At 61.1% G+C, this 15288-nt stretch carries 15 protein-coding genes and 1 tRNA gene; 9 read left to right on the top strand and 7 right to left on the bottom strand.

Features of this window, described 5'->3' with window-relative positions; translation table 11 throughout:
* Positions 1-18: 18 nt before the first annotated feature.
* From KD146_RS18470 to KD146_RS08485, 7 genes are all read left to right on the top strand, one after another.
* Complete coding sequence (locus tag KD146_RS18470; protein WP_345790766.1) at positions 19-303, top strand: ATP-binding cassette domain-containing protein; 285 nt, start codon at positions 19-21, stop codon at positions 301-303.
* 132 nt (positions 304-435) lie between these two features.
* Complete coding sequence (locus KD146_RS08460) at positions 436-1650, top strand: benzoate/H(+) symporter BenE family transporter (protein ID WP_345790767.1); 1215 nt, start codon at positions 436-438, stop codon at positions 1648-1650.
* On the top strand, positions 1647-2258 hold the full coding sequence (gene mobA, locus KD146_RS08465; protein WP_212658250.1) for a molybdenum cofactor guanylyltransferase: 612 nt from the start codon (positions 1647-1649) through the stop codon (positions 2256-2258). Before KD146_RS08460 ends, mobA begins: the two co-directional genes overlap by 4 nt.
* A gap of 105 nt (positions 2259-2363) precedes the next feature.
* Positions 2364-2438 (top strand) — tRNA-Asn (locus tag KD146_RS08470).
* Positions 2439-2605: 167 nt separating this feature from the next.
* Positions 2606-3061 carry an SRPBCC family protein gene (locus tag KD146_RS08475; protein WP_212658251.1) on the top strand — a complete coding sequence of 152 codons (456 nt, stop codon included), beginning with the start codon at positions 2606-2608 and terminating at the stop codon, positions 3059-3061.
* Between the two features lie 57 nt (positions 3062-3118).
* A complete protein-coding gene (locus tag KD146_RS08480) occupies positions 3119-4525 on the top strand; it encodes a cryptochrome/photolyase family protein (protein ID WP_212658252.1) in 1407 nt (468 codons plus the stop codon).
* Between the two features lie 152 nt (positions 4526-4677).
* Positions 4678-5727, top strand: coding sequence for a cysteine synthase A (locus tag KD146_RS08485; RefSeq protein ID WP_212658253.1), 1050 nt, complete (start codon positions 4678-4680; stop codon positions 5725-5727).
* Positions 5728-5743: 16 nt separating this feature from the next.
* On the opposite strand, the gene KD146_RS18355 is transcribed toward KD146_RS08485, so the two are convergent.
* Positions 5744-6484 carry a glyoxalase superfamily protein gene (locus KD146_RS18355; RefSeq protein ID WP_282558797.1) on the bottom strand — a complete coding sequence of 247 codons (741 nt, stop codon included), beginning with the start codon at positions 6482-6484 and terminating at the stop codon, positions 5744-5746.
* 198 nt (positions 6485-6682) lie between these two features.
* Between KD146_RS18355 and cls the strand changes: the two genes are divergently transcribed.
* Both cls and KD146_RS08500 read left to right on the top strand, forming a co-directional pair.
* A complete protein-coding gene (cls, locus tag KD146_RS08495) occupies positions 6683-8131 on the top strand; it encodes a cardiolipin synthase (protein ID WP_345790769.1) in 1449 nt (482 codons plus the stop codon).
* 10 nt (positions 8132-8141) lie between these two features.
* Positions 8142-8858: an alanyl-tRNA editing protein gene (locus KD146_RS08500; protein WP_212658255.1), complete on the top strand. Its 717-nt coding sequence runs from the start codon at positions 8142-8144 to the stop codon at positions 8856-8858.
* On the opposite strand, the gene KD146_RS08505 is transcribed toward KD146_RS08500, so the two are convergent.
* The 6 genes from KD146_RS08505 to KD146_RS08530 form a co-directional block, all read right to left on the bottom strand.
* The gene (locus KD146_RS08505; RefSeq protein WP_212658256.1) at positions 8836-9336 is read right to left on the bottom strand and encodes a GNAT family N-acetyltransferase; all 501 of its coding nucleotides are present in this window, start codon (positions 9334-9336) and stop codon (positions 8836-8838) included. The genes KD146_RS08500 and KD146_RS08505 overlap by 23 nt on opposite strands.
* Complete coding sequence (locus KD146_RS08510; RefSeq protein WP_212658257.1) at positions 9336-10367, bottom strand: amino acid ABC transporter substrate-binding protein; 1032 nt, start codon at positions 10365-10367, stop codon at positions 9336-9338. The genes KD146_RS08505 and KD146_RS08510 overlap by 1 nt, the downstream gene beginning before the upstream one ends.
* A gap of 110 nt (positions 10368-10477) precedes the next feature.
* Complete coding sequence (locus KD146_RS08515) at positions 10478-11227, bottom strand: amino acid ABC transporter ATP-binding protein (RefSeq protein WP_212659162.1); 750 nt, start codon at positions 11225-11227, stop codon at positions 10478-10480.
* Between the two features lie 50 nt (positions 11228-11277).
* A complete protein-coding gene (locus KD146_RS08520; protein ID WP_212658258.1) occupies positions 11278-12405 on the bottom strand; it encodes an amino acid ABC transporter permease in 1128 nt (375 codons plus the stop codon).
* Positions 12406-12409: 4 nt separating this feature from the next.
* Complete coding sequence (locus tag KD146_RS08525; RefSeq protein ID WP_212658259.1) at positions 12410-13942, bottom strand: amino acid ABC transporter permease; 1533 nt, start codon at positions 13940-13942, stop codon at positions 12410-12412.
* A gap of 183 nt (positions 13943-14125) precedes the next feature.
* Positions 14126-15142, bottom strand: a complete 1017-nt coding sequence (locus KD146_RS08530; protein ID WP_212658260.1) for an amino acid ABC transporter substrate-binding protein — start codon at positions 15140-15142, stop codon at positions 14126-14128.
* Positions 15143-15288 lie beyond the last annotated feature (146 nt).

Genomic DNA, 15288 nt, shown 5'->3' on the forward strand with positions numbered 1-15288 from the left:
GGGGGCGAGCGTCAGCGTGTGCATATTGCCCGTGGTCTGGCGCAGGCGCCGACCGAGATAATCCTCGACGAGCCAACCAATCACCTCGATATCCAACACCAGATTGAAATTCTGCGCCTGGTCGCCGCCCTGCCCGTCACCAGCATTGTGGCGCTGCATGATCTCAACCATGCGGCGATGTTCTGTGATCTGCTGGCGGTGATGGACAAGGGCCGCGTGGTAGCGAGCGGAACGCCCCAAGAAGTGCTGACCGAGACCCTGTTGCGCGAGGTGTTCAACGTCGACGCCAGGATCGGACCATGACCGCATCACGGCAAGCTGCATATCCACTATTTGTTGAAACGGCCACGGCCGACAAGACTGTTTGGCGCGGATTGGACTTCCCGGCTCCGCCTGGCGTCCCCTAGGGTGGCGCCAGGCAGAGTGGAGAGTCGGGTGAGCCAGACAGTGCAGGGATCGGCGGGACGTCGTCGCGAATATTTCCAGCCATTGATGGCTGGCGCGCTGGCGGCCATTGTAGGGTATGCCAGTACGTTTACACTGGTGCTGGCAGCGCTGACGGCTGCAGGTGCATCGCCGCAACAGGCCGGATCGGGTCTGATGAGCGTATGCATCGCCATGGGCATTCTCAATATTGTGGTCAGCGCCCGCTTACGGGTGCCGGTCAGCTTCGCCTGGACGACGCCGGGCATGGCCTTCCTGTTGACCGTGGGCGAACCGGTGGGCGGTTTCCCCGCCGTGGCCGGGGCGTTTCTGGTGGCCGCAGTGCTGATCTTTCTGACGGGACTGATCAAACCGCTGGCGCGGCTGATGGCAGCAATTCCCGCGCCCATCGCCAATGCCATGCTGGCGGGCATGTTGCTGACGCTGTGTCTGGCACCCATCACCGCGGTGGCCGAAATGCCGTTGCTGGCCCTACCCGTGCTGTTGGCGTGGGTGATCGCCCTGCGCTTTGCGCGCCGCTATGCGGTGCCGATTGCCGTGCTGGTGACCGGTGTTCTGCTGGCGAGCACGACCAATTTGCCGCCGGGTGCCCTGGATGGGAGCTGGCCCGCGCTGGTGCCGGTAATGCCGGTGTTCACGCTGGACGCGATTATTCGCATCGGGCTGCCGATCTATGTTGTGACAATGGCTTCGCAGAACCTTCCGGGGCTGGCCGTGATGCAGGCCAATGGCTTCGTGCTGTCGCCAGCGCCGCTATTTGTGGCGACGGGGCTAGCCAGCGCGGCGACAGCGTTCTTTGGCGGCCATGCGACCAATCTAGCGGCGATCACGGCGGCGATCTGCGCCGGACCGGAAGCGCATCCGGACAAGGCCAAGCGCTGGCCGGCGCCGATTGCGACAGGGGCGACCTATCTGCTGCTGGCGCCGGGGGCCAGCCTGGCGGCGGCCTTCATCGCGGCGTCGCCGCCGCTGCTTATCCAGGCAGTGGCAGGACTGGCTCTGCTGTCTAGCCTGACGGGTGCGCTGGCGGGCGCGCTGGCGCATGAGGAAACGCGACTGCCGGCGATCTTCACCTTTGTGACCACCGCATCGGGAATCACCATTATCGGCGTGGGTGCTCCGTTCTGGGGGCTGGTGGGCGGCATTGGCATGCTGGTGCTGCTGCGTTTCGGGCTCAAGCCGACTGATCAGGGACGCGGGTCATGACAGCTGTGTATGCGCTGATCATCGCTGGCGGTGACGGGCAAAGGCTGGGCGGCGTGCGCAAGGGCGATCTGCGCGTGGGCGGTGTGCGGCAGATTGACCGGGTCCGCGCGGCGTTGGGGCAGGTCGTTGAGCCGATTCTGGTGGCGACGGGGCCAGCGGAACGTGCCATCGCCCTGCCCAACCATGCCTGCGCGGTATCCGATCTTGATGCCCCCTGTGCCGGCCCTCTGGCCGGATTGGCCGCTGCGGTGGCGCATCTGGCAGAATCAGGGGTGACGCAGGGACTGCTGGTTTCGGCGGCTGTGGATAGCCCTTTCCTGCCTACCGATTTTGTCCCCCGCCTAATCGCGGGGCTTGCCGCGGCACCTTGCGCCTATGCGGCGTGGGGCGAAGATTTTTATCCACCCAATTCGATCTGGCGGCTGGAAGCCCTGCAGGCGCTGCCTCGGGATATCGTGCAAGCGGGCGCACCGCCCAGTCTAAAGGCGTTGCAGCGGGTGCTGGGCGCGCAAAAGGTGGACTGGGCCGACGCCAGCGACGGCAATCCCTTTGCCAATATCAACACCATTGGGGACCTGCTGGCGCTGCAGCGGATCGCGCTGAACTGAGATTGGCATCGCAACAATTTCACACAGTCGCCAATTGGGGCTTGGCAAACCAAATCAAGTTCGGTACATGGACCTCGCCCTTCGCAAGAAGGTCAACGAAGGTGTTCCGCGGTAGCTCAGTGGTAGAGCAATCGGCTGTTAACCGATTGGTCGTAGGTTCGAATCCTACCCGCGGAGCCATTCGTTTCTCGCTCGTCACGAGCAATCCCCCCACATTGCCAATCTGGTTTACCGATCGGTTGCTCGCGGCCGTGCGCGGGGCTATCGCCGCGCCGGACAACATCATCTATATCTTCAATTTTCGACGTTCCCGCAGCGGGACGACACAGCAATAAAGAGGTGCTCGCATGAGCAATGGCATGGACATTGACGGTGAAAGCCAGATTTCGCTGACCCGGACCATCGACGCCCATATCGATGATGTGTTCAAGGCGTGGACCGACCCGGCACTGATCGAGCAGTGGCAGGCCGACGAAGCCGAGCTGGATGCCTTTGAGGGCGGCGAATACAAGTTCACCACCTTTGGCGATGATGAAGACCCCGAAGACCATACGGTCAGCGGCGAAATCCTGGCGTTCGTCGAGAACGAAAAGCTGGTGATGAGCTGGGTTCACAAGGACGAGGAAGACGATGAGGACGATCTGATCTTCGTGCTCGATATTGCCTTCAAGGCAATTGGTGCGGACCAGACGCAGATTACGCTGATCGAACGCGGCCTGGCTCATGCCGACCCGGAATCGCGGATCTTTTCGATCGAAGCTTGGAATGCGGCGCTCGAGCATCTCGCCGAAGTGATGGAATAAGCGCACATAGGCTGAACCAGCCGTACCCTCCGCGCGTAACAAGCGCGGAGGCAGACTATGAACAGCACGACTATTGCCTGGTTGCGCAACGATCTTCGCGTGGCTGACAATCCCGCCCTTGCGGCGGCGCAGCGCTCGGGCGAGCGCGTTATCGCTCTCTACATCCATGAAGAGACCATCGGCGTGCGCCCACCGGGCGCGGCGGCACGATGGTGGCTGCATCAAAGCCTTAACGCACTGGAGGTCGATCTGGCCGCACTCGGCATCGAGCTGCAGGTCCATCAGGGTGATCCCAACGTCATCGTGGTGGCACTCGCCAACCAGGAAAACGCATCCGGTGTGTTCTGGAACCGGCGCTATGCAGCTGGCGAGCGTGCCGTGGATACCGCGATCAAGGAACAGCTGCGCGCCGAGGGCGTAGCCGTGGAATCTTTCGGCGCCAATGTGCTGATCGAGCCCTGGGAGATCGCGACGGGGCAAGGCAAACCCTATTCTGTGTTCACCCCGTTCTGGAAAACCCTCAAACAGCGTCACATCGAGCAGCCATTGGACACCCCCGCGGCAGGCAAGGCGCGGTCCGTGCGGGCAGTGGATGACGGCTACGCAGAACCGCACTGGGCAGCAAAGCTGTCCGGTCACTGGTATGTTGGCGAGAAGGCTGCCCGGCGCACGCTGGCTGACTTCCTGGATTATCGGGTCGGCCGCTATCCCAATGAGCGTGATCTGCCCGACAGCGATGCGACGTCCAATCTCTCGCCGCATTTGCGGTTTGGCGAGATCAGCCCACGCCAGATCTGGCAGGCCGCAAACATGGCCGCTGATATCGCCCCGGAGAATGCCGGCGCGATTGACAAGTTTCTCTCCGAACTGGCCTGGCGCGATTTCAGCTATCACCAGCTCTATCATCGCTGCGACATTGCCAAGGAGCCCATGCAGGCCAAATATGGGGGCATGGCCTGGCGCGACGCGGCCGATGATCTGCGCGCCTGGCAGCGCGGGCAGACCGGCCTGCCGATGATCGACGCGGGCATGCGTGAGCTTTGGGAGACCGGCTATATGCACAACCGCGTGCGCATGCTGGTGGCTTCGCTGCTGAGCAAGAACCTGTTGATCGACTGGCGGCAGGGTGAAAATTGGTTCTGGGACTGTCTGGTCGACGGCGATGTCGCCAGCAATCCGGCGAGTTGGCAATGGGTGGCGGGCAGCGGGCTGGACGCGGCTCCGTATTTCCGAATTTTCAATCCGGTCACGCAAGGCGGTCGGTTTGACGCCGAGGGCGCCTATGTGCGGCGCTGGGTGCCCGAGCTGGCAGCCATGCCCGACAAGTGGGTGCACACGCCCTGGCAGGCCCCCGCTGAGGTGCTCAAGGCGGCTCACGTGCAGATCGGCACAACCTACCCGGCACCGATCGTTGATCTGAAGGCATCGCGCGAGCGGGCATTGCAGGCAGCCAGCGCGCTGTAGCGGAATGAAATTGCGCTGACTGGCTGCAGGCGCACTGCCATTGCGCGGCCAAAGCGCTGCGCGGAAAGCTCTGCCTGAACAGGCCGTTATCACTTGCAGGCGGTGCCGGGCGGCCCTAGGTTCGTGGTTTCCCAGCCTCAGTAGATTGCGCCATGGCCAAGCATACAGACCTCATCTCCGCTATCGGCAATACGCCGTTGATCCGTCTCAATCGCGTTTCGACGCTGACGGGATGCGATATCTGGGGCAAGGCGGAGTTTCTCAATCCGGGCCAGTCGGTCAAGGATCGGGCGGCGCTGTTCATCATCCATGACGCTGTCAAATCCGGCGCGCTCAAGCCCGGCGGCACGATTGTGGAAGGCACGGCGGGCAATACCGGCATCGGCCTGACGCTGGTGGCCAATTCGCTGGGTTTCAAATCGGTGATCGTGATTCCCGAAACCCAGAGCCAGGAAAAAAAGGACGCGCTGCGTCTGTATGGCGCCGAATTGATCGAAGTGCCGGCGAAGCCGTACAAGAACCCGAACAATTACATCAAGGTATCGCAGCGTCTGGCCGAAAAGCTCAATGCCGAACTGCCCGAGGGCGCGGTGTGGGCCAACCAGTTCGACAACACAGCCAATCGGCGCGCCCATGCCGAAACCACCGGGCCGGAAATCTGGCAGCAGACCAATGGCCGTATCGATGGCTTTATCTGCGCCGTGGGCTCGGGCGGCACGCTGGCTGGCGTTGCCGAAGCGCTGCGTGCACGCAGTGAAGATGTGAAGATCGGTCTGGCTGACCCTGAGGGCGCCGCGCTCTTCAACTATTACGCGCATGGCGAGCTGAAATCGTCGGGCAATTCGATCACCGAAGGCATTGGCCAGGGCCGTATCACGGCCAATCTGGAAGGCCTGACGGTGGACAACCCCTATCAGATATCCGATGCCGAGGCCCTGCCCTACATCTTCGACCTGCTTGAGCATGAAGGGCTGTGCCTGGGCGGGTCGAGCGCGATCAACATTGCCGGCGCCGTGCGCATGGCCCGCGATCTGGGGCCGGGCAAGACGATCGTGACGATCCTGTGCGATTACGGCAATCGCTATGCCAGCAAGATCTTCAACCCCGAATTCCTGCACGGCAAAGAGTTGCCTGTGCCCAAATGGCTGGAGGGTCGCACGTCGATCGACATCTCCAGCGTAATGGAAGCAGACCCGGCTTAGGCGGGCCTGCTGGAGATCAGCCGCGCGCCGAAAAGCCCAGATTGGTCGGTGCACGCAGTTTGCGGTCGATCCGCGGGTTCAACGGCACGGTCTGATCGACGGGCTCAAGGTCAAAGCCACGTGCCCAGCCGAGCCCGCGCCCCTTGAGATAGACGCCATAGTTGAGGCTGACGGCATCCTGGGGGACCTCAAGCACAATGGTCCGCTCGGTCCAGTCACTGCTACCGGTCAGCGGGCCATCGGTCTGGCTGCGCTCAAGATTGTCGAAGGCCAGCAAGCCGTTGGGCCCATCAATGCGAAACCAGATGGTTACGCCATCAGCGGCCTGCGCCTTGATCTGGGCCCGCAGCCGCAGCCGTTGCCCGCGAAAGTCAGCGGCATCGACAGTCTGCATAAGGGTACAGAAATCATCTTCGCCCAGCAGATCAGCGAATTCGGGGCGGCTGGCAATCAAGACAATCCCGGTCTGCTCCGGATCAAGCCCTGCCCGGTATTTGCCGGGGCTCCTGCCGCTGAGATGCCAGGCTTCGGGCAGCAGCAGGCTATCACCTGAAGCCGCGTCGATTCGGGCACTGAGGATATTCCAGTCGGCCACGCCAAACTGGCGGGCGACCAGTTCGAGGCAGGCACTATGGCCCAACTCGACGCCGCGTTCGGCCAACCCCTGACGCAGGAGTTTGGCCATAAGTTTTGCATCCATGAAACTGTTCACGGTCCGATCCTTCACAACCGGGCAAATCAAGGTCAGCGCTCGCATTACTGACGGCTTGCCCGTCAAAAAGGGTCAAACCAATCATAAATCGTGCATTCACCGTCCCCAAGGGGCACGAGCGGCTGGCTGCACGAGCCGCATTGAGGATCGCGCCGGGTTGAACCGTTGTCAATGCGCGCGCATTGTCGGGGTGGACGAGACTGTTAGAGTGCGCGTCCACGAATCTGGGGCGGGTGTATCTTGGTGGGTTTTGACGATTTTCTGCGGGCGATAATCGCCGATCTGCATATCGTGGCGGCCATCATGGCGGCGATCTACCTGCTGGCCTTTGTCTGCGCGGTGCGGGAGATCATGATTTCGCGTACCTCACAGGGCTCGATCGCCTGGATCCTGGCGCTGGCGCTGCTGCCCTTTCCAACCGCGTTCTTCTATCTGGTGTTCGGCTGGAAGGCGTTTGACGATTATGCGACCGACCGTATTCGCAATGGGCGCGCCGCCCGCCCCCTGCGGGCCAAGGATCTGGCCCTGATCGATCATGACACCGGGGCACTGTGGCCGGTGCAGACCAAGGTGTCCGAGGTGCCGTTCCTGACCGGCAATGATGTGGAATTGCTGGTGGATGGACGCGCGACATTTGATTCCATTTTTGCCGGCATCGCGGCGGCCAAGCACTATCTGCTGGTTCAGTTCTACATTGTGCGCGACGACGCGCTGGGCAAGGAACTGGCCGAGCGGTTGATCGAGCGCGCCAATGCCGGGGTGAAGGTCTATCTGCTCTATGATGATGTAGGCAGCACCGGTATGCCCCGGCGCTACCGCACCCAATTGCGCGAAGCCGGCGTGAAGGTGGCCGGGTTCAACCAGCGCCATAAATTCCTGCGGCTATACGGGCCAACGCGGATCAACTACCGCAATCACCGCAAGATCGTGGTGGCCGACGGCGACCATGCCTGGGTGGGCGGGCACAATGTCGGGGTGGAGTATCTTGGCGAAGACCCCAAATTTGGTCGCTGGCGCGACACCCATGTGCGGGTTTCCGGGCCGGCCGCGCTAGGCTGCGCCCTGCTGTTCCGCGAAGACTGGCAATGGGCCACAGGCGAAGAGTTGCCGTCTGCGCCGCCCGATACGGTGGCCACGCCGGGCAAGCAATCGGTGCTGGTGATGGGTACCGGGCCGGCCGACCGGCTGGAAGAATGCGCGATCGCCTTTACCGATGTAATTGGCCGCGCACGCGAGCGGCTGTGGATCGTCAGCCCCTATTTTGTGCCCGATACCGACATCCGAACAGCGCTTTATGCCGCCAAGCTGCGCGGCGTGGATGTGCGGATCATGTTGCCCAATGAGCCTGACCACAAGCTGGTCTGGGCCGCCAGCATCGCCCATGCCGATGCGATGATCCAGCACGGCATCACCATTCAGCGCTACACGGACGGCTTCCTGCACCAGAAGGTGCTGCTGATGGACGATCAGATCGCCACGGTGGGCAGTGTCAATTTCGACAACAGGTCATTCGCGATCAATTTCGAAATCACCATGTGGTTGACCGATCCCAAAGCCATCAGCGATGTGGAGGCCATGCTGGTGGAAGACTTCAAGAACTGTCGAGAAGTGACGATGGAAGAGGTCACCAAACGCTCCTGGCCGATGCGCTTCCTGACCCAGGCCGCCCGCCTGCTATCCCCCGTATTGTAAGAGTTTGACCATGACCCAATTCCTGTTCCGCGATGACAGCTATGCGCAGTCAGTGGACGCCACCGTGATTGCCATAACGCCCGAGAATGGCGTGGTGCTCGATCAGACCGTTTTCTATGCCGCTTCCGGTGGTCAGCCGGGGGATAGCGGCCGGATCGAGCGCGCAGACGGTTCCGTGGTCGAGATCGACACCACCATTCACCCCGACGGCGACAAGACCAGCATTGTGCACGTGCCGGTCGAGGGCGCGACGTTGCCCGCCATTGGCGAGGTGGTCACGGCAAGGCTGGACTGGGTTCGGCGCCACAAGCTGATGCGAATGCACACCGCACTGCATCTGCTCTCGGTGGTGTTCGCTTTCCCGGTGACCGGCGGCTCAATCGGCGAAGAAAAGGGCCGGCTGGACTTTGACATGCCAGCGGTACCCGAAGATCTTTTCGCACTCGAAGAAGCGCTCAACGCCATGGTGGCTGGCGATCATGGGGTTAGCCAGGAGTGGATTACCGACGCCGAAATGGCGGCCAATCCCGATCTGGTCAAGACCATGAACGTCAAGCCGCCCATGGGTCAGGGCCGCGTGCGGCTCATCCGGATCGGCGATGTCGACCTGCAGCCCTGTGGCGGCACGCATGTCCGCTCGACGGCAGAAATCGGCCCGCTCAAGCTGGGCAAGATCGAGAAGAAGGGCAAACAGAACCGCCGCGTCAGCCTGTTGTTCGCGGAATAGGGCTGCTTTGATAAAGTAGCTGGGTGGCACCGAAGCGCTGCAGACTAGCAATATGGTGCATTCCGCAACGCTCAAGCAGCCGACGGGAAGGTCCGTTGTTCCGTTGCGTTTCCGCCAGCACAGCCGGTATGCCCAGTGCGCCATGGGCGTGAGAAAGCACGGTAGCCACGCACTCATGTGCCAGCCCCCGCCCCCATGCCTGCTGCGCGAACATGTAGGAAATTTCCATCTTCCGGCGGTCGACATGGGGACCCAGTATCACCACGCCGCAAAGGAGCTGTTCGCTGACAATCCGCGCGACCCAGAGGTGGTTGTCAGCCCTAGACATCATGAGCCGCTGCGCCGCCACAATGGCTGCGTGCGGTTCTAGAGCGCCACCGAGATAAGCCCGGACATCGGCATCCTGGTAGAGCGCGGCCACAAAGGCCAAGTCGGCTTCATCTGGCGCGCGCAGGACACAGCGCGCCGTCTCCAGCATCAGCGCACTGGTGGGGCATAGAGCAGGCCTCCATTGCTCCAGAGCGAGTTCTGTCCTCGCAGCAGGGCAGCGCCGGTCTGGGGACCGAAATGGCGGTCATAGAGCTCTGAATAGTTGCCGACGGCACGAATGGCATCGGCCATGAAGGTAGGCTCAAGGCCCAGCGGGGTGCCGAAATCGCCCTCGACACCGAGGATGCGCCGGATGACGGGCGTGTGCGAGGCGGCCAGGGATTCGGTGTTCAGACCGGTAATCCCCACTTCCTCGGCGTTGATCAGCGCGAACAGCGTCCACTTGACGATGTTGAACCATTGCTGATCACCAGAGCGAACGACCGGGCCCAGCAGGTCCTTGGAAATTCGCTCGGGCAGGATGCGATGGGCATTGGGATCGGGTAAAGCACGGCGTATGGCCTGCAATTGGCGCCCCGGCGCCGAGATGATCTGGCAGAGACCGGTGCGATAGGCCAGCGCCAGATCGTCAATGTCCTCATAGGGCACTTCGGTATAGGTAGCCTGATTGGCAAAGAAGAATTCCTGGATGCGCTCAAGGTCGTCGCCGCCATCGATCACGCAGATGCTGACATTATCGAGCTCAAAGGCCGACACCAGACCCAGCGATTGCGGGACGAGAAAGGCCTGACCATCGAAAAATGCGGTGCCCACAAAGCTGGCGCCATAAATGGTGTCGCGCCGCTCGGTCCAGGGGCCATTGCGGGTGAGGACGTCGACGGCCTCGGTCTGCAGCGGCGCAAAACGGGTCTCGCCACGCAGGGAGCGGAATTCGATCAGATCGGGATCACCGAACACGGCCGCGGCAATGGCGCGGCAGAGATCGACATCAAAGCCGGACCAGCGCCCTTCAGCGTCTTTCTGGGCAAAGCCTGGCAACGCATTGGTGGCACCGCAAATCAGGAAACCGCGCTCGCGCACAGCGTCGAGGGTCTGGGCCGAAACGGGCGCAGACGCCATGGCCAGCAGGGAGCCAAGCATGGCCAGAAACGCTGGCAAACGCAGAAAAAATAGGGGCAATCAGTGGTTCCCTTCACTCGCCTGCGCATATTGGCAGGCGAGGAGGCAGGGTCAAGCCAAGCAAGGCGAAATGCCCTGACCATTTGGCCAGGGCATTGCTGATCAGACGATTAGTGCAGGATCTGGCTGAGGAACAGCTTGGTCCGCTCGTGCTGGGGATTGGAGAAGAACTGCTCCGGCTCGTTCTGCTCGATGATCTGTCCCTGATCCATGAAGATCACACGGTTGGCGACCTGACGGGCAAAGCCCATTTCATGGGTCACGCACAGCATGGTCATGCCTTCTTCGGCCAGGCTGATCATCACTTCGAGCACTTCCTTGACCATTTCTGGATCCAGCGCCGAGGTGGGCTCATCGAACAGCATGATGCGCGGCTGCATGCAGAGCGAACGCGCGATGGCCACACGCTGCTGCTGGCCGCCGGAGAGCTGACCGGGGAACTTGTTGGCCTGCTCGGGGATCTTCACCCGCTCCAGATAATGCATGGCCATGGACTCGGCCTCGCCCTTGGGAACGCCACGTACCCAGATCGGGGCCAGTGTGAGGTTCTGCAGGATGGTCAGATGCGGGAACAGGTTGAAGTGCTGGAACACCATGCCCACTTCGCGACGCACCTCGTCGATGCGCTTGAGGTCAGCGGTCAGTTCGGTGCCATTGACGATGATATGGCCTTCTTGGTGCTCCTCGAGCCGGTTCATGCAGCGGATCAGCGTCGACTTGCCCGAGCCCGACGGGCCGGCAATGACGATGCGTTCGCCACGCATGACCTTGAGGTTGATGTCACGCAGGACGTGGAAATCACCATACCATTTGTGCATGTCGACGACTTCGACGGCCACATCGGTTTCGGAGATCTTCATCCCGGCAGTGGTGTGCTCTTGGGTCGATGGGGATACTTCACTCATAATAGTTACCTCTTGTGCCCAGTGTTCAGCCGGTGCTCCATCCAGAGCGAATAGCGGGACATGGCGAAACAGAAAATCCAGAACATGAATGCGGCAAACACATAGCCGGTCACAGCCTGAGTGGGCGATGCCCAGTCAATGTCGGAACTGGCCGACTGCACGGTATTGAGCAGATCGAAAATGCCGACGATGGACACCAGCGAGGTGTCCTTGAACAGGGCGATAAAGTTATTCACGATGCCCGGAATGACGTGCTTGAGCGCCTGGGGCAGGATGATGAAATAGGTCCTTTTCCAGTAGCTCAGGCCCAGCGAGGCCCCGGCTTCATACTGCCCGCGCGGCAGCGCCTGCAGGCCACCACGCACCACTTCAGCCATATAGGCCGAGGAGAACAAGGTGACGCCGACCAGGGCGCGAAGCAGTTTGTCCACCGTGGTGCCTGTCGGCATGAACAGCGGCAACATGATCGAAGCCATGAACAGCACGGTGATCAGGGGCACAGCGCGCCAGAGTTCGATGAACATCACGCTGAGCGTCTTGATGATGGGCAGGTCGGACTGTCGGCCCAGGGCCAGCAGAATGCCGATCGGGATCGAGCAGATGATGCCCACCAGCGAGATGATCAGGGTGACCATCAGGCCGCCCCACTGCTCGGTTGGCACTTCGCGCAGGCCAAACACGCCACCATTGAGCAGGTAGAATGTGACCACCGGGAAGACCACGAAGAACAGCGCGGCGTTCAGACGCTTGAACGGTGCTGCCGGAATGGCCAGCGGGATGATCAGCGCAGCCAGCATCACGAAGACGATGTTGGGACGCCAGTACTGATCGATGGGATAGAAGCCGTAGATGAAGAAGTTGAAGCGCGCATAGATGTAAGCCCAGCAGGCCCCTGCTCCTTCAACGCGACAATCCTCAACGGTGCCACCGGGCATGACGGCATGCCCGATGATGAAGTTGTAGAGCGGTGGTACCGCCCAGAACAGAAACACCATGCCCAGAATGGTCAGCAGGGCATCGCTTGGTGTTGCGAACAGATTGGTGCGGAGCCAGAGGATCAGGCCGCCAGTCTGGCCGGGGGCCGGACGTTCGGGCGAGAATTCGTCGCGCACATAGCTCGTGGAGGTTGTCATGGTTCTACCGCTCCACCAAGGCCACTCGGGCGTTGTACCAGTTCATGAATGCTGAGGTCAGCAGCGAGAAGGTGAGATAGACCGCCATGGTCAGTGCAATCACCTCAATGGCCTTGCCCGTCTGGTTGAGCGTTGTGCCCGTAAAGACGTTGACCAGCTCAGGATAGCCGATAGCGGCACCCAGAGAGGAGTTCTTGGTCAGGTTGAGGTATTGGCTGGTCAGCGGCGGCACGATCACGCGCATGGCCTGGGGCACGATCACCAGGCGCAGCCGGTCACCTTCCTTGAGCCCGAGCGATTGCGCAGCTTCGGTCTGACCGTGGCTGACGGCCTGGATACCGCCACGGACGTTTTCGGCGATGAAAGAGGCGGTGTAGATGGTCAGGCCGAACACGAGCGCCACGAATTCAGGTGGCAGTTGGATGCCGCCCTTGAAGTTGAAGCGATTGAGTTCGGGGATTTCAAACTGCAGCGAGGCACCGGTGAGCCAGTACACCAGCACCGGAATGCCGATCGCCACCAGTAGCGGCAAAGCGATGGGGAACTTGCCTTCAGCAGCCCGATCGGCCCCTTCTAGCTGGACCCAGCCAAAGCCGACACCTGCCAACACGCTACCAATGGTAACGACGGCAGCTGGCAATGCGGGGAACATGCCACCAACAAGGAAGCCGACCACCACGGTTGCGATCATGAAGGCCAGAACCGGCTTCACGTAGAGCGCATAGGGCGTGAAGGTTACCGCCGTAAGGACCAGGGCGACAATCAGCGCAATGACGGGTGCGGAGCCCATGTCGGGCGCCATGCCCACCAGCAGCAGCGCGGCTACATAACCCACGCCGAAGGTTACCAGCGCATTGGCAACCCGGGCCGCGAGAATGATGGCCTGCGGATAGGAGCCTGTCAGCGTGCGGACACTCATGGCCCAGCGCGCAATGGCGATTGCGGCGATCACCGAAACGGCAATGGCCACGAGCACCCAGGTGAATTCATGATCGATCAGCGGCCGCGGCACCATCAAGCCACGCTGGTTGACGAAGATGTCCAGCGGCAAGTGGAAGGATTCGCGCACTGCCGGCATCGCCTTTAGAACGGCGAAGTACCAGAAGAACAACTGCAGCAGCAGCGGGATGTTGCGAATGGTTTCCACATAGATGGTGGCGAAGCGCGAGATCAGCCAGTTCGATGACAGGCGCGCAATACCCAGGGTAAAGCCCAGGATAGTGGCAAAGAAAATGCCCACCACGGCAACAAGCAGCGTGTTGAGCAAACCGGCCAGAAAGGCCTGCCAGTAGAAGGATGTTCGGCTCCAAGGGAACAGGGTGAAGCTGATGTCGAAACCAGCCGTTCTGAACAGGAAGTCGAAACCGGTGGTCTTGTTCTGGGCGGCAAGGTTTGCGGCGGTGTTCATCACCAGCCAGCCAAAAAACCCGATCACCAGAAGGGCGACGATCACCTGATAAAGAATGCCGCGGAAGACCGGGTCATTCAGCAGCGAACTGCGCGGGGCAGTCCCACTGGTATTGTCTTGCATCGCCATTGGGCATGCATTCCTTTGCTGTGAACCAGACGCATTGCGCATGCGACCAGACAAGGCTTCGCCGGCCCGGCTTACGCCACGGTCAATTCACCAGCCATTTGGCCGGTGCAGTCCAGATCGCGAGGTCGTGGTTCAAACCAAAACCGGCGCACCCCTGGGGATGCGCCGGAGATGTGGTTCTGGTTAGCGGATCGGTGGAGCGTACTGCAGGCCACCCTTGGTCCACAGAGCGTTCAGACCGCGCTCAAGGCCAATTGCAGTCGAGGGACCAACGTTACGGTCAAAGGATTCACCGTAGTTACCGATCGACTTGATGATGCGGTATGCCCAGTCCTTGGACAGACCGATCGGGGTACCGAAGTCACCCTCAACGCCCAGCAGGCGCTTGATGGCTGGGTTGTCGGAACCGAGCATCTCGTCAACATTGGCCTGGGTCACGCCCAGCTCTTCAGCTTCGAGCAGTGCGTAGTAGGTCCAGCGGTTGATCTTGAACCACTGATCGTCGCCCTGACGCACAACCGGACCAAGGGGTTCCTTGGAGATGATTTCTGGCAGGATCAGGTGATCTTCAGGAACAGCGAACTTGGAACGTTCAGCAGCCAGTGCGGAACCGTCCGTGGTGTACACGTCGCAACGGCCGTCTTCGTAGGCCTTCACAACTTCGTCCTGATCAACGAACACGACGGTGTTGAATTCCATGCCGTTGGCAGCAAAATAGTCAGCTGCGTTCAGCTCGGTGGTGGTGCCCGATTCAAGGCAGATAGCCGCGCCGGACAGCTCGAGAGCCGAGTTGATGCCGTCAGCCTTGCGGACCATAAAGGCCTGGCCGTCGTAGTACATGGTGCCCAGGAAGCTGATACCCAGATCGGTATCGCGGCTCATGGTCCAGGTCGTGGTGCGCGAGAGAATGTCGATTTCACCGGCGGAGAGAGCTGCGAAGCGCTCCTGGCTGGTCAGTGGGGTATAACGAACCTTGTCGGCATCGTTGAAGATGGCGGCTGCCACAGCGCGGCAGAAGTCAACTTCTAGGCCGGTCCAAACGTTGCTGGCATCTGGCGAAGAGAAACCGGGGACGCCACCGGTCACACCGCACTGGATGTAATCCTTCGCCATTACCTCGTCGAGAGTCGCTGCCTGAGCAGCGGTCGCACCGAGACCAAGCGAGGCCGCGAGCGCGATTGTTACGAGCGTTTTTTGCATTGTTATTGCCTTTTTTCCTGACCTTGTGTCCCGGGGTTGATGGGCAGCACCCAATTCCCCGGTGGCACCTCCACTCTTTCAAGAGCGGTTGTGATGCTGATAGGTATGCAATCGCCAATTGACGCACACGTCAAGGGTAGAGGTGG

The organism is Devosia litorisediminis, from assembly GCF_018334155.1.
GTDB lineage: Bacteria > Pseudomonadota > Alphaproteobacteria > Rhizobiales > Devosiaceae > Devosia > Devosia litorisediminis.

What these genes read in the sequence shown, in the direction of transcription:
- mobA (WP_212658250.1), top strand. Translation starts at nt 1,647, where the DNA reads ATGACAGCTGTGTATGCGCTGATCATCGCTGGCGGTGACGGGCAAAGG.
- KD146_RS08475 (WP_212658251.1), top strand. Translation starts at nt 2,606, where the DNA reads ATGAGCAATGGCATGGACATTGACGGTGAAAGCCAGATTTCGCTGACC.
- KD146_RS08480 (WP_212658252.1), top strand. Translation starts at nt 3,119, where the DNA reads ATGAACAGCACGACTATTGCCTGGTTGCGCAACGATCTTCGCGTGGCT.
- KD146_RS08485 (WP_212658253.1), top strand. Translation starts at nt 4,678, where the DNA reads ATGGCCAAGCATACAGACCTCATCTCCGCTATCGGCAATACGCCGTTG.
- KD146_RS18355 (WP_282558797.1), bottom strand. Translation starts at nt 6,484, where the DNA reads ATGCGAGCGCTGACCTTGATTTGCCCGGTTGTGAAGGATCGGACCGTG.
- KD146_RS08500 (WP_212658255.1), top strand. Translation starts at nt 8,142, where the DNA reads ATGACCCAATTCCTGTTCCGCGATGACAGCTATGCGCAGTCAGTGGAC.
- KD146_RS08505 (WP_212658256.1), bottom strand. Translation starts at nt 9,336, where the DNA reads ATGCTGGAGACGGCGCGCTGTGTCCTGCGCGCGCCAGATGAAGCCGAC.
- KD146_RS08515 (WP_212659162.1), bottom strand. Translation starts at nt 11,227, where the DNA reads ATGAAGATCTCCGAAACCGATGTGGCCGTCGAAGTCGTCGACATGCAC.
- KD146_RS08520 (WP_212658258.1), bottom strand. Translation starts at nt 12,405, where the DNA reads ATGACAACCTCCACGAGCTATGTGCGCGACGAATTCTCGCCCGAACGT.
- KD146_RS08525 (WP_212658259.1), bottom strand. Translation starts at nt 13,942, where the DNA reads ATGGCGATGCAAGACAATACCAGTGGGACTGCCCCGCGCAGTTCGCTG.
- KD146_RS08530 (WP_212658260.1), bottom strand. Translation starts at nt 15,142, where the DNA reads ATGCAAAAAACGCTCGTAACAATCGCGCTCGCGGCCTCGCTTGGTCTC.